This window comes from Mixta calida, assembly GCF_002953215.1.
Taxonomy (GTDB): Bacteria; Pseudomonadota; Gammaproteobacteria; order Enterobacterales; family Enterobacteriaceae; genus Mixta; species Mixta calida.
This window is the reverse complement of record NZ_CP026378.1, coordinates 1,450,984-1,470,236: the sequence shown is the minus strand read 5'-3', so window position 1 is coordinate 1,470,236 and position 19,253 is coordinate 1,450,984. Positions and strand designations below refer to the sequence as shown.

15 protein-coding genes are annotated in these 19,253 nt (G+C 60.0%); 7 read left to right on the top strand and 8 right to left on the bottom strand.

What is annotated here, in order from left to right:
• Nucleotides 1-45 precede the first annotated feature (45 nt).
• Nucleotides 46-2,343: a beta-glucosidase BglX gene (gene bglX / locus C2E16_RS06960; RefSeq protein WP_038627235.1), complete on the bottom strand. Its 2,298-nt coding sequence runs from the start codon at nucleotides 2,341-2,343 to the stop codon at nucleotides 46-48.
• A 163-nt stretch (nucleotides 2,344-2,506) separates the two neighbouring features.
• Here bglX and dld point away from each other — a divergent pair, with 163 nt between their 5' ends.
• A complete protein-coding gene (gene dld / locus C2E16_RS06955; protein ID WP_038627237.1) occupies nucleotides 2,507-4,246 on the top strand; it encodes a D-lactate dehydrogenase in 1,740 nt (579 codons plus the stop codon).
• A gap of 43 nt (nucleotides 4,247-4,289) precedes the next feature.
• Here dld and C2E16_RS06950 read toward each other — a convergent pair whose 3' ends face one another.
• A complete protein-coding gene (locus tag C2E16_RS06950; protein ID WP_038627238.1) occupies nucleotides 4,290-6,734 on the bottom strand; it encodes a DUF3772 domain-containing protein in 2,445 nt (814 codons plus the stop codon).
• A gap of 188 nt (nucleotides 6,735-6,922) precedes the next feature.
• Here C2E16_RS06950 and C2E16_RS06945 point away from each other — a divergent pair, with 188 nt between their 5' ends.
• Nucleotides 6,923-7,462 (top strand): GNAT family N-acetyltransferase, encoded by a 540-nt coding sequence (locus C2E16_RS06945; protein ID WP_038627239.1) that lies wholly within the window; start codon nucleotides 6,923-6,925, stop codon nucleotides 7,460-7,462.
• Between the two features lie 5 nt (nucleotides 7,463-7,467).
• Here C2E16_RS06945 and pbpG read toward each other — a convergent pair whose 3' ends face one another.
• Nucleotides 7,468-8,418, bottom strand: a complete 951-nt coding sequence (pbpG, locus tag C2E16_RS06940) for a D-alanyl-D-alanine endopeptidase (RefSeq protein WP_038627240.1) — start codon at nucleotides 8,416-8,418, stop codon at nucleotides 7,468-7,470.
• 176 nt (nucleotides 8,419-8,594) lie between these two features.
• Nucleotides 8,595-9,182 (bottom strand): Yip1 family protein, encoded by a 588-nt coding sequence (locus C2E16_RS06935; RefSeq protein ID WP_084970936.1) that lies wholly within the window; start codon nucleotides 9,180-9,182, stop codon nucleotides 8,595-8,597.
• Between the two features lie 176 nt (nucleotides 9,183-9,358).
• Here C2E16_RS06935 and C2E16_RS06930 point away from each other — a divergent pair, with 176 nt between their 5' ends.
• Entirely contained in the window at nucleotides 9,359-9,937 is a 579-nt protein-coding gene (locus C2E16_RS06930) for a DedA family protein (RefSeq protein WP_038627244.1), read from the top strand.
• On the opposite strand, the gene fetB is transcribed toward C2E16_RS06930, so the two are convergent.
• The 3 genes from fetB to C2E16_RS06915 all read right to left on the bottom strand — a co-directional run bounded on the left by fetB (nucleotide 9,934) and on the right by C2E16_RS06915 (nucleotide 12,294).
• On the bottom strand, nucleotides 9,934-10,695 hold the full coding sequence (fetB, locus tag C2E16_RS06925; RefSeq protein ID WP_084970938.1) for an iron efflux ABC transporter permease subunit FetB: 762 nt from the start codon (nucleotides 10,693-10,695) through the stop codon (nucleotides 9,934-9,936). The genes C2E16_RS06930 and fetB overlap by 4 nt on opposite strands.
• Nucleotides 10,692-11,348: an iron efflux ABC transporter ATP-binding subunit FetA gene (gene fetA / locus C2E16_RS06920; protein WP_038627248.1), complete on the bottom strand. Its 657-nt coding sequence runs from the start codon at nucleotides 11,346-11,348 to the stop codon at nucleotides 10,692-10,694. Before fetA ends, fetB begins: the two co-directional genes overlap by 4 nt.
• 163 nt (nucleotides 11,349-11,511) lie before the next feature.
• Entirely contained in the window at nucleotides 11,512-12,294 is a 783-nt protein-coding gene (locus C2E16_RS06915; protein WP_038627250.1) for an SDR family oxidoreductase, read from the bottom strand.
• 124 nt (nucleotides 12,295-12,418) lie between these two features.
• On the opposite strand from C2E16_RS06915, the gene C2E16_RS06910 reads away from it, so the two are divergent.
• The 4 genes from C2E16_RS06910 to C2E16_RS06895 all read left to right on the top strand — a co-directional run bounded on the left by C2E16_RS06910 (nucleotide 12,419) and on the right by C2E16_RS06895 (nucleotide 17,998).
• Nucleotides 12,419-14,233, top strand: coding sequence for a glycoside hydrolase family 15 protein (locus C2E16_RS06910; protein ID WP_038627252.1), 1,815 nt, complete (start codon nucleotides 12,419-12,421; stop codon nucleotides 14,231-14,233).
• Between the two features lie 192 nt (nucleotides 14,234-14,425).
• Nucleotides 14,426-15,505 (top strand): L,D-transpeptidase family protein, encoded by a 1,080-nt coding sequence (locus C2E16_RS06905; protein ID WP_038627254.1) that lies wholly within the window; start codon nucleotides 14,426-14,428, stop codon nucleotides 15,503-15,505.
• An 889-nt stretch (nucleotides 15,506-16,394) separates the two neighbouring features.
• Nucleotides 16,395-17,078, top strand: coding sequence for an inorganic phosphate transporter (locus C2E16_RS06900; protein ID WP_104951455.1), 684 nt, complete (start codon nucleotides 16,395-16,397; stop codon nucleotides 17,076-17,078).
• Complete coding sequence (locus C2E16_RS06895; RefSeq protein ID WP_257152261.1) at nucleotides 17,078-17,998, top strand: inorganic phosphate transporter; 921 nt, start codon at nucleotides 17,078-17,080, stop codon at nucleotides 17,996-17,998. The genes C2E16_RS06900 and C2E16_RS06895 overlap by 1 nt, the downstream gene beginning before the upstream one ends.
• Here C2E16_RS06895 and C2E16_RS06890 read toward each other — a convergent pair.
• The gene (locus C2E16_RS06890) at nucleotides 17,974-19,173 is read right to left on the bottom strand and encodes an MFS transporter (RefSeq protein ID WP_081981863.1); all 1,200 of its coding nucleotides are present in this window, start codon (nucleotides 19,171-19,173) and stop codon (nucleotides 17,974-17,976) included. The two genes, C2E16_RS06895 and C2E16_RS06890, sit on opposite strands and share 25 nt — an antisense overlap.
• Nucleotides 19,174-19,253 lie beyond the last annotated feature (80 nt).

Genomic DNA, 19,253 nt, shown 5'->3' with positions numbered 1-19,253 from the left:
AAAAAACGACCGGCTCGGCGCCGGTCGGTTGCTTATGTTACCCGCTTACAGGTAGGTAAATTCCGCGTCCTGCGTTCTGGCCGAATCCAGGCCGATCATCACCTTGAATTTGCCCGGTTCCGCCACCTGCTGCATCTTCTGATTCCAGAACTTCAGCGCGTCGACATCAATCGGGAAACGCACGGTTTGCGATTCGCCCGCCTTCAGCATAATGCGCTGGAAGCCTTTCAGCTCTTTCACCGGACGACTGACGCTGGCGACCTCATCGTTAAGATAAAGCTGCACCACCGTCGCGCCGTCGCGTTTGCCGGTGTTCGTCACCGTCACGCTCGCCTCTATTTTGCCGTTGCGCGGCATCGTCGCTGAGGACATTTTCACCGGCGACACGCTGAAGGTGGTGTAGCTCAGGCCGTAGCCGAAGGGGAACAGCGGCCCGTTGACGGCGTCATAGTAATGCGACGTGTACTTGTTCGGTTTGGCTGAGTTATAGGGACGGCCGGTCGGCAGATGGTTGTAATAGATGGGGATCTGTCCTACCGAACGCGGGAAGGAGATCGGCAGCTTGCCGGAAGGGTTATAGTCGCCGAACAGCACGTCGGCGATGGCGTTGCCCCCTTCTGTGCCGCTGAACCAGGTCTCCAGCATCGCGTCCGCCTGCTGATACTCATGCGTCAGCGCCAGCGGGCGACCGTTCATCAACACCAGCACCAGCGGTTTACCGGTAGCTTTCAGCGCCGCCAGCAGCTTCTGCTGGCTCTCCGGCAGGGTCAGATCGGTGCGGCTGGAGGCCTCATGCGCCATGCCCTGCGCCTCGCCCACCGCCGCGACGATCACATCCGCCTTCTGCGCCGTGGCGACCGCTTCATCGATCATCTGCTGCGGCGTGCGGCTGTCGACGCTTACCGCCTGCTCATAGAGATTAAGGAAAGCCTGAATCCCTTTATGATCGGTGATGTTCGCGCCTTTGGCGTACAGCAGCGTCGCCTTGCCCTCGGTGGCGTTTTTCATGCCCTGCAACAGCGTGACCGACTGCTTCGCCACGCCCGCCGCCGACCAGCTGCCCATGATATCGCGCTGGCTGTCCGCCAGCGGGCCGATCAGCGCAATGGTGCCTGCTTTCTTCAGCGGCAGCGTCTCCAGACGGTTTTTCAGCAGCACCATACTTTTACGCGCCACGTCGCGCGCGTCTTCACGGTGCAGGCGGCTTTCCGCATTGGTGTCCGCCGGATCGCTCTCCTTCGGCCCCAGATGGCTGTAAGGATCGTTAAACAGCCCCATATCGTACTTCACGTTCAGCACGTGACGCGCCGCGTCGTCAATCTCCGCCTCGCTCACCACGCCGCGCTTCACCAGCCCCGGCAGATATTTGCTGTAGTATTCGTCGCCCATGCTCATATCGATGCCGGACTTCAGCGCCAAGCGCACCGCATCCTGCGGATCGCTGGCGACGCCGTGCTTAATCAGCTCTTTAATCGCGCCGTGATCGCTGATGGTGATGCCTTTGAATTTCCACTCATCGCGCAGCAGATCCTTCAGCAGCCAGCTGTTGGCGGTGGCCGGCACGCCGTTAATGGCGTTCAGAGAGACCATCACCCCGCCGCTGCCCGCATCCAGCGACGCTTTGTACGGCGGCATATAGTCCTGAAACATGCGCTGCGGACTCATGTCGACAGTGTTGTAGTCGCGTCCGCCTTCGATGGCGCCGTAGAGCGCGAAGTGCTTGACGCTGGTCATCAGCGCATAGCGGTCGGCCGGGCTTTTGCCCTGCATCGCCTTCACCATGGCGCTGCCCATCGTCGCCGTCAGGTAAGTGTCTTCGCCGAAGCCTTCCGAACCACGGCCCCAGCGCGGTTCGCGCGTCACGTCCACCATCGGCGCCCAGGTCATATTCAGGCCGTCGTCCGCCGCTTCATACGCCGAGACGCGCCCTACGCGCGCCACCGCCTCGGTATCCCAGCTGGAGGCCAGCCCTAACGGGATCGGGAAAATCGTGCGCTGTCCGTGCACCACATCATAGGCGAAGAACAGCGGAATTTTCAGGCGGCTGAGCTGCATCACCTGATCCTGCATCGCGCGGATATCGGGACGCGTGACGGTGTTGAAAATCGCACCGACCTGGCCGTTTTTGATCATCTCGCGAATCGCGTCTTTCGGGTTATCCGGCCCGACGCTGATCAGCCGCAGCTGACCGATTTTTTCATCAAGCGTCATTTTCGCCAGCAGATCGGTAACGAAGGCGTCGCGCGCCTCAGGCGTCAGGCGATGCGGGCCAAACATATCGTCAGCAAAGGCGGGCTGCACCGCCAGGGAAACAGCAAGGCTCAGGGAGTAAATCCATTTCATCAGATTGGGCTCTCAACAAAAACGCAGGACAGGTTTTATGGTGCTATAGCAATAAGATAGCCACAGTGTGCCACAGGATGAGAATAGCAGGTAGTTTTCCAGGCGGACGCTTTTCCGCCTGAGCTGCTACAGTAAAATCGTCACACATAACAGGACAATGGACATGCACCCTAACCCTAACCCCGCCAGTCAAACCCTGATTAATGAACTGCGTCGCATCGTCGGCGGCAGCCATCTACTGACCGATCCCCGTAAAACCGAACGCTATCGCAAAGGCTTCCGCTCCGGCCAGGGCGACGCCCTGGCGGTGGTGTTCCCCGGCACGCTGCTGGAGCTGTGGCGCGTGCTGAAAGCGGCGGTGGCCGCGGATAAAATCATTCTGATGCAGGCGGCCAATACCGGCCTGACCGAAGGATCGACGCCTAACGGCAACGATTACGATCGCGACATTATTATTATCAGCACCCTGCGAATGGACCGTATTTATCTGCTCGATAAGGGCAAGCAGGTGCTGGCGCTGCCGGGCAGCACGCTGTTTCAGCTGGAAAAAATGCTCAAGCCGCTGGGCCGCGAGCCGCATTCGGTGATCGGCTCCTCCTGCATCGGCGCCTCGATTCTCGGCGGCGTCTGCAATAACTCCGGCGGCGCGCTGGTGAAGCGCGGCCCCGCCTACACCGAAATGGCGCTTTACGCCCAGCTGGATGCACAGGGGCAGTTGAAGCTGGTGAACCATCTCGGCATTGAGCTGGGCAGCACGCCGGAGCAGATCCTTGGCCGACTGGATGATGAAACCTGGCGCGAGAGCGACGTGCGCCACGACGCGCGCCAGGCGTCCGATCATAACTACGTCGAGCGCGTGCGCGATGTGGAAGCGGACACGCCGTCGCGCTTTAACGCCGACGCCAGCCGTCTGTATGAAGCTTCCGGCTGCGCCGGCAAGCTGGCGGTGTTCGCCGTGCGCCTGGATACCTTCGAGGCGGAAAAGAAACAGCAGGTGTTCTATATCGGCACCAACGATACCTCGGCGCTGGAGGATATCCGCCGTCATATCCTCGCCCATTTCCATAACCTGCCGGTGGCGGGCGAATATATGCACCGCGATATGTATGACATCGCGGAGAAGTACGGCAAAGACACCTTTATTATGATCGATAAGCTCGGCACCGATAAAATGCCGCGCTTCTTCACCCTAAAGGGGCGCATCGACGCGATGCTGAGCCATATTCCGCTGTTCCGCCCGCACTTTACCGATAGGATGCTGCAAAAGCTGAGCGCGGTTTTCCCGACCCATCTGCCGAAAAAGATGAAAACTTGGCGCGATCGCTACGAGCATCACCTGATGCTGAAAATGTCCGGCGACGGCGTGGAAGAGGCGCGTCAGTTCCTGAAGGATTTTTTCCGCGAAGGCGGCGGCGACTACTTCGAGTGCACCGACGAAGAAGGCTCGAAAGCCTTTCTGCATCGCTTCGCCGCCGCGGGCGCCGCGGTGCGATACCATGCGGCGCATCACGATGAGGTAGAGGATATTCTGGCGCTGGATATCGCGCTGCGGCGCAACGACCGCGACTGGTTTGAAAAGCTGCCGCCGGAGTTTGACGATAAGCTGGTGCACCGCCTCTATTACGGTCACTTTATGTGCCACGTGTTCCATCAGGATTACATCGTGAAGAAAGGCGTGGACGCGCATGCGCTGAAAGAGAGAATGCTGGAGATCCTTAACCAGCGCGGCGCGGAGTATCCGGCGGAGCATAACGTCGGCCATCTTTACCAGGCGAAGCCGCAGATGAAGGCGTTTTATCAGCAGCTCGATCCGACTAACAGCTTTAACCCCGGCATCGGCAAAACCAGCAAGCGCAAGCACTGGGCCGACTGCGGCTGCGGGCAGGATCGTCACGCGGGCTGAGTTGTTCAGGCCGCCTTTTTACCGCAAAAGGCGGCCTGTGCGTTTACGGCTGCGGCGGCGCTTTCACCACCATTTCGCCATTCTTCTGCTCGATAATCATCGTCTGCGGACGCGACAGCACGATGCCCTCTTTACGCAGGCGCGTCAGAATATCGAACAGCAGATCGCTTTTCGCGCCGGCGATCTGGCGCTGGGTCGCCACGTTGCCGGTGACGCTCAGTACGATGCCCTGCGGCGTCAGATCCTTAAAGCTCACCGACGGTTCCGGCGTGTCGAGAATGCGCTCATTTTCACGGTAAACCCCCAGCAGAATTTCACGCACCTGCACCGGATCGATATCCAGCGGGAAGGTCAGCGTAATGGTCACCACGCCCTGCGCGTTGCCCATAGTAGCGTTACGCACGTTCTGCGAAATCAGCTGCGAGTTCGGCACGATCACCGTGGATTTATCGCCGAGCTGGATCTCGGTGGCGCGCACGTTGATGCGGCGGATATCCCCTTCGATGCCGCTGATACTCACCAGGTCGCCCACCTTCACCGGACGCTCGGTCAGCAGAATCAGGCCGGAGATAAAGTTCTTCACAATCTCCTGTAAGCCGAAACCGATACCGACCGACAGCGCGCTGACGATCCACGCCAGCTTGTTCCACTGCACCCCCATGGTGGAGAGCGTCAGCAGGATCACCAGCACATAGCCGATATTGCTGAACAGCGTCACCAGCGAGACGCGCATGCCGGTATCCATGGTGGTTTTCGGCAGGAAATCGTTATCCAGCCAGCGGCGCACCGAACGCAGCACGTAAATGCCGATCGCCATGCAGAGCAGCGCGTTCACCAGATGAGCAGGCACGATATTGAGCGATTCCAGTCCCTTGCCGCCCCAGAACTCTACCGCTTTTTGCAGCAGTTCAATCGGCGTCGAGGTGCCGAAGGTGCCGTTCAGCACCGCCACCGCCGCGAACAGCAGCAGAATGGTTTTGCCCAATGCCGACAGCAGCGCCGCCGCCTGCGACAGATGACGTTCGTCGATATTCAGCGAGGACTGGATGCGCTTGCCGGTCGGGTTGCTGACCGACAGCAGCGTTTCGCAGCCGTCGACCACCAGATGGCTGAGGAAGTAGAAAGCGCCGCAGACGATGCCGATCCAGACCAGTTCATAGCTAAGGAAGCGCGCCAGCGTGACGTAACCGATAATCAGCGACAGTAAAATTCCCAGACCGACCAGGGTGATCGCCATCTGGATCAGGCCGACCAGCGTCGATTTCGCCTCCGGCGCCTGCCCTTCCTGCACCATACGACGGCGCACGCGGCTGGAGCGGAAGCTGATGGAGAGCGCAGTGGCGCCCACCAGCAGCGCGGTCATGCCGTTCGCCAGAATGGTGGTGCCGACGCTGGTGCCGACGCTGCTGTTCAGCGCCTCAACCGTCTGGAAGATAAACACCAGCGTAGCGGTCAGCGGCGGGAATGGCTTCAGCGCCTGCGCCACTTCGTTAGAGATCGCCGGCAATCGCCAGGACGGGCGACGCGTGGAGAGAAACGCGCGCCCCAGCCCGGCGATCAGACCGCAGAACACGCTGAGCTGCACCAGCCGATCGACAAAATCCTGCACGTCGTCAGAGACCTCGGCGCGGCGGGTGAACGCCTGGTCGATAAAGTTAAATGCCAGCACCACCGCCGCCAGCGTGGTCAGCGCGATCGCCGCGGCGAGGAAGCTGCGGCGCAGCCGCCCTTCCGGCAGCTGGTGAATGCTGATCCAGGCGAGAAACTCTTCGCCGTAGCGCCGTCCCAGCGTGGCGATAGCCACAGCCGCCGCCAGCCAGAGCAGCGTGCCGAGACGCCAGCCCGGTTCCCAGGCGAGCGCGGCGGTATCCACCAGCTCGTCGCGGAAGTTAGCCAGCTTATCGCCGTCCATCTGCTGCGCGCCGAACAGCGGCGCCCAGAAGCGCGGCCCGAAAATACTGCCGGAGTTAAGCGCCAGCTGGGTTTTCAGGTTGTCGCGCCGCAGGTTGACAATCTGCGCGCTGAGGTTGAGCGCCCCGCCTTTGATCGCCTCCGCCTGTTTAATCTGTTCGTCCAGCTTCGCTTTTTGATTTTCCAGCGTGTTGCGCTTGCGCGTCACCTCCGGCGTCTCTTTCACGCCGCTGTCCGCTTTCGGCGCCGGTCCCAGCACTGCCAGCTGCGCCAGCAGCTGCTGACGCTGTGGAATCAGCGCCTGTCCCAGCGTATCGGCGTTGCCCGACAGCTCCAGCGCCATGTCGTTCAGCTGCGACAGCTGCGCGTCATTGGTTTCGCCGGAGACCTGGCCTTTGATTTTGTCGAGGATCTTCTGCATCTTCGGCAGCTCGACCGCTGCATTAACCTTGATCGGGGCTTCTTCTTCCGTTGCGATCGGCTGGTCATCGCCGCCGTCCGCCGCATAAAGGTAAAGCGGCGCCAGCGTCAACAGCGCCAGCAGGCTCGCCCGCATAAATCGTAACCACTTTGACATCGAACGTCGTTCCACTCTGTTTTAGTTCTGCGGCCTCGCCGCAATCGCGCGCCAGTGTATGCTTTTGCCCAACGCTTCACTATAGGAAAGCGGTAAGAAAATTCCTCCTCTAACAATAAGAATTTGTTATGACTCAGCGCCGCGCCGCTGTGTCAGAGTAAGGTTTTTCTCTCGCCAAATGAGGTGCTATGTCTCTCCCCGCCGAACCGCTGCTGATCCGCGATGCCTGCACCGCCGATGTCGCCGCTATGCATGAAATTTACGCCTGGCATGTGCTGTACGGCTGCGCCTCTTTTGAGGAGACGCCGCCCGATGAAGCGGAGATGCGGGCGCGTCTGTTAAAAACACAGTCGCTGGAAATGCCCTGGCTGGTGGCGGAACAGGCGGGCCGCGTCATCGGCTACTGTTACGCCGCCCCGTATCGGCCGCGCCCCGCTTATCGCTTTACCATCGAGGAGTCGATCTATCTGCGGCACGAACTCGGCGGACGCGGCATCGGCAGCGCCCTGCTTGCGGCGCTGATCGCCCGCTGCGAACAGGGACCGTGGCGGCAAATGCTGGCGGTCGTCGGCAACGGCAGGCAAAACGGCGGATCGCTGAAGCTGCATCTGAAGCTGGGATTTCGTGAGGTTGGCGTGCTGCGCGAAGTGGGATTTAAATGCGGAGAGTGGCGCGACACGCTGATTATGCAGCGCGCGCTCTCCTCCGCCACGCGGGCGGAGGAGTAACAGGCTTATTCCACCGCGCTGTCGTCCGCGCTTTGGTTGCTGGCGGTCTGCGATGATTTCTGTTTTCGGTAGGCCAGCGCCGCCGCCGGCACCGGCGCGGACTTGCCGGTTTCCAGCCAGTCGCGCAGGCGTTTGGCGTCGGCGAAGTGGGTATATTTGCCGAAGGCGTCCAGCACCACCAGCGCCACCGGACGCTGCTTGATCACCGTGCGCATCACCAGGCAATGTCCCGCCTGATTGGTGAAGCCCGTTTTAGTCAGCTGGATCTGCCAGTCCGGCTTATAGACCAGATGGTTGGTGTTGCGGAAAGGCAGGACGTAGTCAGGGTTGCTAAAGCGCGCCATATCCTCATGCGTGGTGCTGAGCTGCCCCAGCAGCGGATAGCGTTTGGTGGCGATCAACAGCTTCGTCAGATCGCGGGCGGTCGATACGTTATGGATCGACAGACCGGTCGGCTCAACGTAGTGGGTGTTGGTCATGCCCAGCGCGCGCGCTTTGGCGTTCATCGCGCGGATAAAGGCGTCGTAGCCGCCCGGATAGTGATGCGCCAGGCTGGCGGCGGCGCGGTTTTCAGAGGACATCAGCGCCAGCAGCAGCATATTTTTACGGCTGATTTCGCTGTTCAGGCGTACGCGAGAGAAGACGCCGCGCATTTCCGCCGTATGGCTGATATCGACTTTCAGCATCTCATCCATCGGCAGGTGCGCATCAAGCACCACCATCGCCGTCATCAGCTTGGTGATGGAGGCGATCGGCCTGACCCGGTCGGGATGGCTGGCGTACAGCACTTTATTGGTGTTCAGATCGACGATCATCGCGCTGCCGGAGGCGATTTGCGGCTGGGAGAGCGGCGCAGGCGTATTTAACGGCGACGCGGCCAGCGCCTGGCCGGTCAAACCCTGCGCGGAAAAAAGAAAAGCCAGGCTCAACAACGAATAACGAAATTTTGCGGGCATCGTTTAACAACTTACCAATAGGATTGCGCGCTGTGTGCAACACAGGCTGCCGTCGCGGAAACAGGCATGTGCGGCGGCTGGCAGGCAGCATAATACGCTGGCGACTCAGTAAATTCCTATCGAAGATTCGTTTCCGGGCGTAAACAGCCGCCGTCGCAGGCAACGGCGGCGATGATTCAGCCCAGTCGGTAGCCATAACCCCACAGCAGCACCGTCAGCGCCAGCAGCACCTCAAACAGCAAAATGCCGATCGCCAGCGTCGAGCCGGAGAAGCGCAGACTCTCGTCGCGGTCGATGTTCAGCAGCTCAGGAATGCCGACATAGAGCAGGTAGCCGGTGTAGGCCAGCGCCAGCGCGCCGACCAGCACGCAAAGCCAGACCAGCGGATAGAGCGCGACGATCCCGCTCAGGAACAGCGGCGTGGCGACATAACCGGCGAACACCGTACAGCGCTGGATGCTGGGTCGCTGCGGATAGTCGCGCGCCATCCAGTGAATCACTCGCCCCATCACCGCCACGCCGCCTAAAATCACCAGATAGAACAGCACCGCCAGCATCAGTCCGGTGGAGAGATCCAGCGGCACGGTGCGCCCGGCGCCCAGCCGCCACCCCAGCTGCGTGGTGCCGATCAGCGCGCAGATTACCGGAATCGCCGCCATCAGCAGCACATGGTGCGTGTAATGATGGGAAACCGTTTCGTTTTCCCGTTTGATATCGCGCATTTCCCGATCGGGATGCGCCAGCAGACCCCAGACATGGTTCATCGCTTGCCCCTCCACTTCCTCTGGCCGCCCGCGGCGGCTTTTCCTCAAGTATAATTCGCCTGCTTATTTTTTCACCAACAGCTCAATGCCTTTTCAATGCGCCGCGCTTTTTTGTGATGAAGGTGTTAACGACGTATACACTTACCCAGACGCTAAAAGAAAAGGGATGGTGAATTTTGCATTTTGATATCAACCAATTAATCGAACAGTATGGCTATCTGGCGGTGGTGATTGGCTGTATTGCCGAAGGAGAGACTTTCGCGTTGCTGGGCGGCGTGATCGCCCATGAGAAGCTGCTGCGCTACAGCGGCGTGGTGCTGGCGGTGGCGCTCGGCGGCTTTTTAGGCGATCAGCTGCTGTTCTGGATCGGACGACGCTTCGGCACCCGTATTCTGCGTCGCTTCAAGAAGCATCAGGGCAAGCTGAAGCGCGCCAACAGCATGATCCGCCGTCATCCGGTACTGTTTATTATCGGGGTGCGCTTTATGTACGGCTTTCGCACCATCGGCCCGATTATCATCGGCGCCAGCCGCCTGCGTCCGATGAAATTTCTGATTTTCAACGCCATCGGTGCGTTTCTCTGGGCGGTCATCTTCGTTACGCTCGGCTATTTCGCCGGCGAGATGATCGCGCCCTGGCTGCACCGGCTCGATCATCACCTCAAGCACCTGCTGTGGCTGGTGGGCGCGGCGCTGCTTGTCCTGCTGCTGCGCATGGCGTTCCGCCACTGGTCGAGCCGACGCCATAATGACTAAAAACGCAGCTGGGCGCGCGCGTTAAAGAAGCGGCGGTAACCGAGCCAGGCGGCGATAATGGTGGAGATCGCTGCGGTGCCGAGCAGCATAAAGGTCACCATAATCTGAAACTTAATCGCCTGCATCGGATCGATACCGGCGAAAATCAGCCCCGACATCATTCCCGGCAGGCTGACCAGCCCGACGGTTTTCGCCGCGTCGACCGTCGGGATCATCGCGGCGCGAATGCTGTCGCGCACCAGCGTCGCCGAGGCGCGCTTCACCGACGCGCCGAGGCTGAGCATCTCCTCTACTTTTTGCCGGTTATCGGCGAAACGCTGGTTCAGCTGGGTAAAGCAGAGCCCTACCGCCACCATCGCGTTGCCGGCGATCATGCCGGAAATCGGGATCACCTGCATCGGTACAAAGGCGATGGCGCCGCTCAGCACCAGAATAGTCAGCGTCAGGCCAGTGCCGACGCCGATCGCCGCCAGCGAAATCCAGAAGGCGTTGCCGATTCGTTTGCTGCGCTTACGCGCGTTCAGCGCCGCGTTGACGCAGATAAACAGCACCATCAGCAGCGTCAGCCAGCGGTTATTAAAATCAAACAGGTAGTGCAGTACGTAACCGACGAGGGTGAGCTGCACCACCGCGCGGGTGACGCTCCACAAAATATCCTTGTGCAGCCCCAGCTTCTCTTTCTGGCTGACGAACAGCGCCACCAGCACCAGCAGGCAGGCGAGCGCCAGCGAGGTATTATCGATCGCGGGATGGTTCATTGCGCCGCCTCCGTATTTAATCCCAGGGAGATAACGCGCGCGCCGTCAGCGGTCTCCTGCGCGTCGTGACTGATCCAGAGCACGCTCATGCCATGCTGCCGCGCCATCTGCTGAATCAGCGTTTTGACCTGCGCTTTGTTCTCCGCGTCGAGCGCGCTGGTGACTTCATCCAGCAGCAGCAGCGCAGGCGGAAACTGGAGATTGCGCAGCAGCGCCACCCGCTGACGCTCGCCGCCGGAAAGCGCGTCGATCGGTTTATCCAGCAGATCGGGCGCCAGATTCAGCTGCGCCAGCTGGTCGCACAGCGCCTGCTTTTCCGGCTGCCGCTGACGGATCTGCCAGGGAAACGCCAGGTTGTCGTAGACGGTATCGCCAAACAGCTGCGGCGTCTGAAAGCAGTAGGAGACCTGCCGACGCCAGGCCTCCGGCCCCAGATCGTCGCTGCTTTTGCCGTTCAGCGTAACGCTGCCGCCGGTGGGCGTCAGCAGCGAGGCGATGATTTTCAATAAGGTGGTTTTACCGCTGCCGGAAGGACCGGTCAGCCAGGCGAACTCTTGCCGGTGCAGCGTAAACGAAATGGGGGCCAGCAGGCTTTTCTCCGCCAGCCGATAGCTGACGTCCTTTACCGCCAGCAGTGGAGTTTCCGTGGACATAAACGCTTCCTTCTCTGTTTTGCCGCGCATGATAGCGCGGAAGAAAGCGGAACGGAAAAGCAAAACGGGAGATCAGGGGAACGCGATTCCCTGTGTGCAGGCGAGACGCGGAGCAAGCGTCAGGCGACATGCGCCTGACGCCTGAAACACGCGCGTCGGAGAGTTACGTTTCCGAGGCCTGCGCCGCCGCGAACTGTGGATTGGCGAGCATAAAGCCGCCATCGATGATAAAGGACTGGCCGGTGGTATAGCTGGACCATTCCGAGCAGAGCCAGGCGACCATGCTGGCGATTTCGCGCGTATCGCCGGGCCGTCCGGCGGGAACGTGCGGCAGCGGAATGCGGTGAGCGTCGGCATTCTCCATATTATTCATCGGCGTGGCGATGGCGCCGGGCGCGACCGCGTTGACCAGAATATTGTGCGGCAGCAGGCTGAGCGCCATCGCTTTGGTCAGGCCGCCCAGCGCATGTTTGGCAGCGGTATAGGCGACCGATCCAGGCAGCGGCGTATGCTCATGCACCGAGGTGATATTGATGATGCGTCCGCCCTCGCCCTGCTTCACCATCTGTCGCGCGGCGATCTGGCTGCAAATCAGCGCGCCGTCGACGTCAACGGTAAAGACCTGGCGCCAGTCTTCAAATTTGATATCGAGAAAGTCGGCCTTAACGTTAGTACCGGCATTATTCACCAGCGCATCGATGCGCCCCAGCTTCTCAATCAGCGTTTCCAGCGACTTGCCGCCCTGCTGCGGATCGGAAAGCTCCAGCTGTACCATCTCGGCGCGGCGTCCCAGCTTGCGCACCTCATCTGCCGTCTCCTGCGCGCCGCTCTCGTCGGAACGCCAGGTGATGCCAATATCATAACCCTGCTCCGCCAGCATGATGGCGCTCGCTTTGCCAATGCCTGAATCTGATGCGGTCACCACGGCGACTTTGGTTGTCGGCATAGCGTTACTCCTCTGTTGCGCTGATGAAATAAACAGCAAGTATAGACGCTGCATTCACCCGCGCCGCCGTGTTGACCCGGGCTTGTCTATAGTAAAGGCTCAGGCAACGCAATCGGGGAACGGCATGGCCCAGGTAAAACGACCTATCCATAATCACGGCGTTATTGGCGATCTGCGCACCTGCGCGCTGGTGGCGGACGACGGCGCTATCGACTATTTCTGCTGGCCTAACCTCGACAGCCCGTCGGTGTTCACCGCTCTGCTGGACAGCGACGAAGCGGGCGTATTCAGCCTGACGCCGGACTGGAAAGCGTGCCGACGTCAGCAGCTCTATCTGCCCGACACCAATATTTTGCAGACGCGCTGGCTCTCTGCCGACGGCGTGGCGGAGATCACCGACTACATGCCGATCTGCGAGCGTGACGACACCAAACCGCGCATTATCCGGCGGCTAAAGATGGTGCGCGGCGAGGGACGCTTCACGATGCGCTGCGCGCCGGTGCACGACTATGCGCGCGCAACCACCAAAGCGCGCCTGCAGGATGAGGCGGCGCTGTTCAGCGCTGACGGCCAGCCGACGCTGCGCCTGACCGCCACCGTGCCGCTACAGATCGATCGTCACGCGGCGGTGGCCAGCTTCACGCTGCAAACCGGCGAACATGTCGAATTTATTTTCGGCTGCGCGCAGGATGACAAGCTGGACAACCTGCATACCGACATCTGCTTTCAGGAAACGCTGCGCTACTGGCGCAACTGGTGTCGCCAGAGCAACTGGCGCGGACGCTGGCAGGAGATGGTGAAACGCTCCTCGCTGGCGCTGAAGCTGCTCACTTCATGGCAACACGGCTCCATCGCCGCCGCCGCGACTTTCGGCCTGCCGGAGGAGTTGGGCGGCGAGCGCAACTGGGACTACCGCGCCTCCTGGATCCGCGACGCCTCGTTCAGCGTCTATGCGCTGATGCGCCTCGGCTATGTCGACGAAGCCAAACGCTTTACCCACTGGGTAGCCCACTGCGTGGAGAACAGCCATCACGAGCGCCACCGCCTGCAGGTAATGTACCGCCTCGACAGCGGCGTCGAGCTGCATGAAAGCGCGCTGCCGCACCTTGCCGGCTACGGCGATTCGCGTCCGGTACGCATCGGCAACGACGCCTGGCGGCAGACGCAGCTGGATATTTATGGCGAACTGATGGATGCGGTTTATCTCTCCAACAAATATGGCGAAGCGATCTCGGAACGCGGCTGGCGCAACGTTTGCAGCACCATCAACTATCTGTACGAACACTGGCAGGAGCCGGACGCCGGGATATGGGAGATGCGCGGCGAGCCGCAGCATTTTCTCCACTCGCGTCTGATGTGCTGGGTGGCGCTCGATCGCGCGCTGCGCCTGGGCATCAAACGCTCGCTGCCGATGCCCTATGAACAGTGGGATAAAACGCGCAGCGCCATCCGTGAAGATATCTGGCAAAACTTCTGGAGCGCGGAGCTGGGCCACTTTACTTCGACGCGCCACGGTAAATCGCTCGACGCCTCGATGCTGCTGATGCCGCTGGTACGCTTTGTCGGCGCCACCGATCCCGACTGGCTGGCGACGCTGGACGCCATCAAGGCGAAGCTGGTGCGCGACGGCATGGTCTGGCGCTACGATCGCGAAGAGACGCCCGCTGACGCGCTCGACGGCCGCGAAGGTTCTTTTGTCGCCTGCTCGTTCTGGTATGTAGAGTGTCTGGCGCGCGCCGGACGGGTGGAAGAGGCGCATTTTGAATTTGAAAAGCTGCTGAGCTACGCCAATCCGCTGGGCCTCTACGCCGAGGAGTTCGATTTTCACGGCTTCGCGCTGGGTAATTTCCCCCAGGCGCTTAGCCATCTGGCGTTAATCAGCGCCGCTTTTTTCCTGAATCGCAAGCTGGACGGCGACGATCCGCAGTGGCAGCCGTGAGGCAAAAAAATGCCTCAGAGAGAGGCAAAACAGGTATAGATGACATAGAGTTAAGTAAATATGTTGCCGTAAGGAAAAATCCTGGTTCCACAATCAGCGCTTATGCACATATAATGTGCAGCCGGTCACACTGGCCGCACCTGGGTTGACTCTCTAACAAGCCATACAATGGCATTAAACTATTGAAATAAGATGAAAAAGAGCCTTTTCGCGATCGCTTCACTGGCAGTGGCACTGGTGGCATTCAGCCAGCAGGTGCTTGCTGTGGTTTATCCTTTGCCGCCGGCCAACAGCCGTCTGACCGGAGAAAACCTGGAAATCACCATCCCGCAGGACAGTAAACTTCCGCTGGAAGCCTTTGCTGCCCAGTATCAAATTGGCCTCAGCAATATGCTTGAAGCCAACCCCGGCGTTGATGTTTATCTGCCGCAGCCGGGTTCCAAGCTGATTATTCCTCAGCAGCTCATCCTGCCTGACGCGCCGCGTGAAGGTATTGTGATTAACAGCGCGGAGATGCGTCTGTACTACTACCCGAAAGGCACCAAAACCGTTGTGGTTCTGCCTATCGGTATTGGTGAGTTGGGTAAAGATACGCCGATTAACTGGACAACCACCGTTCAGCGTAAGAAAGCGGGCCCGACCTGGACGCCGACCAAAAAGATGCATGAAGAGTATGCCGCGCGCGGTGAAACGCTGCCGGAAGTCTTCCCTGCGGGCCCGGATAACCCGATGGGTCTCTATGCGCTCTATATTGGTCGCCTGTACGCTATTCACGGCACCAACGCCAACTTCGGCATAGGCCTGCGCGTGAGCCACGGCTGTGTACGCCTGCGCGCGGACGATATCAAATGGCTGTATGAGAATGTGCCGGTCGGCACCCGCGTGCAGTTTATCGACCAGCCGGTGAAAGCCTCGGTCGAGCCGGACGGTTCGCGCTATGTTGAGATCCACAACCCGCTCTCCACTACCGAAGAACAGTTTAAATCGCGCGCGCCAGTGCCGATTACGCTGACGCCGGCGGTCAGCAAAGTGATGACCGACGCCAGCGTAAACCAGACGGTCGTGGATCAGGCGCTGAAAGCGCGCTCAGGCATGCCGGTGAAAATTAACGGCGTCGCTGAAGCCGCGCCGGTACCGGCCCAGCCGGAAATCGTTCAGCCGCAGCCGGTACAGCCAGTGGCGCCGCAAAGCGCCGGCAACGTTGCGCCGGACCAGACGCAGCAGCCTGCTGACGTTGTCGCGCCGTCGGTTAACGGCAACAGCGGCTCCTGATCGAACGCGTGTTAACGAAGGGCGATGCACAGCATCGCCCTTTTCTTTTATCCTGCCCTCTCCCCAGCCCGGTAGTAAAGCGCGGTCAGCCAGACGGCGCAGCGGCTAAGCCTGGCGATAAATGAATGAACATTAGCGAAAGACTGATGTTCCCGATCGACGAAGCAGTAAACCCGGCAGCGAAACGGCAGCAGGAAAGAGAAAATAATTCCGAATCTCCCCCGCGCATCCTGTTGCCGCAGCCGTATCATCAGAGAAAAGATCCCTGCACGTCATTTCCATACTGCGGGCCAGAACCTTATCTTTTCACCTGCACGTTTTAATCTTAAAAATAATAAAATTAAAATAATTAACAAGCTATCTTTTAGTTGCCGATAAAGATAAAAACCCGAAAGTAATTTAAAAAAATAGATTGACGCCGCGGCCGCTTTTAATAATAATCGCTAAGCCAACTTAGCTGTAGAATAAAAATAATGTTTAACCTTTTCCTGCACCAGGGAAATTTATCTCGGTTATTCGTTCCAGTGCCGTCAGCGCCTGCGCTGGCGGCACTCTTTATCCGTCATCCTTCCCTTATTTTTATATTAACCACGCCGCCTTTTATCCTGTAACAGGTTTAAGTTAATAACCCATCTAATTAAAGCGGCTTAAGCGCGCCCGGCATAAAACAGTTAATTTTTCCCGTTACTAAAACAGCTTATTTCAACCGTTACTTATTTGCACGTCTTTTAATTACCCCGTTCTTTACCTTAATAAAAAAGCCGCTTCACCACGACACGTTATTAACGCAACGGCGATCGGGAAATGATTATCCGCGCGGCGTTCGTCATTCTTCTGTCATATAAAACGCGTATTACGGCTACAGCGTTTCACGATTTTACGGTGCGATATGAGTGACCATGGCGCTTCTGCCCGCTATACAACCCGTTTTCCCACGCTGTATCCGACGCCTTCCGGCAGACGGCAGCGCCTCTCCCTGCTGCTGCTCGGGCTGCTATCGATTGTCGGCATCAGCTGGATGATGACGCAGCTGGCTGCGGATATTGACTATGCCACCGGCGGCGCGCCATCGTTTTTAACCGCGCTACTGTTATGCAGCGCGCTGCTGCTGGCGCTGGGGTTTATCTTTATTAACGGGATGCACGACACCGCTAACGCCGTGACGACGGTGATCTATACCGGCACGCTTTCGCCCGCCCGCGCGGTACTGATTTCCGCCGTCGCGAATATGCTCGGCGTGCTGCTCGCCAGCGGCGTAGTCGCGTGGGGCGTTATGTCTCTGCTGCCGCCGGAAGGGTTGATCGCGCTGGACGCCCGTCACGGATATGCGTTGATTTACGCGTTGCTGCTGGCGGCCATCGTCTGGAATTTCGCCAGCTGGTATGTCGCTATCCCCTCCTCCTCTTCCCATGCGCTGCTGGGCGCTATGCTCGGCGTGGGCGCCGCCAGCAGCCTGCTGAACAATCAGGGCGCGCTGACCGGCATTGACTGGCGGCAGGCAAGCTGGGCGGGTGGGCGCTGCTGCTCTCTCCGCTGCTGGGCTTTCTCGCCGCTAGCCTGCTACTGCGGCTGATGAAGGCGCTGCTGCCCCATTCTCTCGCCGTTTCCGTCGCGTCGGAGCGGCGTCCTCCACTCTGGCTGCGCGGCATGCTGATCCTGACCAGCAGCGGCGTCTCGTTTGCCCACGGCGCTAATGATGGTCAGAAAGGAATGGGTCTGATGATGGTAATCCTGCTGGTCGCCCTGCCCGGCGCGTTCGCCCTTAACCGCACCCTGCCGGAGCGCGAACTCGCCAGCCTGACCCTGTTGACTGCCCAGGCGCAGGCGCAGCTGCCCCAGCGCGCCGGTCTGTCGCTGACAGCGGCGCAGGCGATACTCGATAACTACCGGCAACGGGAAGGCGCGCGCGACGGCGTACTGCCGGCGCTGGGAACGATGACCGCCAGCCTGCATCAGCAGCTGGACGGGATAAAAAACCTCAGCGACCTGCCGCCGACGGAAACCACAACGCTGCGCCTGCGTATGACGCTGACCGCCGACGCGCTACAGCGGTTGCTGGAGGATGAAAATCCGCTGTCCGCCAGTCAGCGTGCGCTGCTAAGCAGCCTGGCCGCGCAGTTGAACCACGCCAGCAGCCTTATTCCCTGGTGGGTGAAAATCGTGGTGGCGCTGGCGCTGGGACTTGGCACGCTGACGGGCTGGCAGCGCATCGCCATTACCATTGGCGAACGCACCGGCAAAGCACCGCTGACGCCGATGCAGGGCGCCAGCAGCGAACTGGTGACTATGACCACGCTGGGCGTGGCGGAACAGTTTGGTCTGCCGATCTCTACCACCCAGGTGCTGACCTGCGGCGTGGCGGGCAGCATGGTGGCAAGCCGCAGCGCTTTACAATGGCGCACCCTGAAGCGCATGGGGCTGGTGTGGCTGCTGACCTTGCCGGTCTGCGCGTTGCTCTCCGCCCTGCTTTATACGCTGTTTATCTCTCTGTAGCGCGTCTGCCGCCAGAGTCGCAGCGTCAGCAACAGCGCCATCAGCACCACCAGCGCGGCGGCGGGCCAGATGGCGCTCATCCCCGCGCGGCTAATCAACAGGCCCGCCAGCGGGCCGGTCAGCCCCAGCGCCAGATCGAGAAACGCTGAATAGATGCCAAGCGCGGCGCCCTGATTTTGTACTTCCACCTGCTTCACCGCCTCAACGCCCAGCGCCGGGAAGACCAGCGAGAAGCCCGCGCCGGTTAAAAACGCCCCCGCATCCACCAGCCACGGCGTATCGGCCTGCCAGATCAGCAGCAACCCCAGACACTCCAGCGCAAAAGAACAGACCGACACCGGCAACCCGCCAAAACGGGTAATGGTGCGGCTGAAGATCAGGCGCATCAGCACAAAGCCGATGCTGAACAGGCTGAGCGCAAAGGCCGCGCCCTGCCATTCCCGGCTGGCGAAATAGAGGGTGATAAAGGTGGCGATCATGCCGAAGCCGATGGTGCCCAGTCCCAGCCCCAGTCCGTAGGCCCATACTTTCGACGCCACGCGATGAAACGGAATGCGCACCCCAACCGCGACGCTGACCGATGGCTTGCCGCTGGCCAGCGCGAAGCCGACGACGCCCATCAGAGCGACCAGCACGGCAAAGCCATGCACGCCCATCAACGCATTCAGCGCTACACCGAGCGGCGCGCCCAGCGCCATCGCAAGGTAAGTCGCTACGCCGTTCCAGGAGATAACGCGCGCCGTCTGTGTGGGGCCGACGATATTCATGCCCCAGAGCGTGGCGCCGGTGCTGCTGAAGCTCTCGCCAACGCCCAAAAAGACGCGGCCGACCGCCAGCAGGCTCAGGCTCAGCCAGGGAACTGACGCCGCCAGCCCCGCCAGCACCGTCAGCACGCCGCTTAAGCCGCAGCAGCTCATACCGAGCATCACCACTTTTTTCGGTCCAAACGAATCCGCCAGCCTGCCCGACTGCGGGCGGCTTACCAGCGTGGCGAAATATTGTACGCTGATAATCAGCCCCGCCATAAAGGAGCTGTAGCCAAGCTGGTTATGCACAAAGCCAGGCAGCACCGCCAGCGGCAGGCCGACCGAGAGATAACAGAAAAAGGTAAAGACGATAACGGAGAGAATGCGTCGGTTAAGTTGCGCGTTGGTTAGTGCGGGTATCGGGGTCATCATCGCTGAAAAAACAAGGGGTCCATGCGAACCCATCATACGACAGGCCCGCCTGCGACGCGTCCTTTTTAGCATTATGT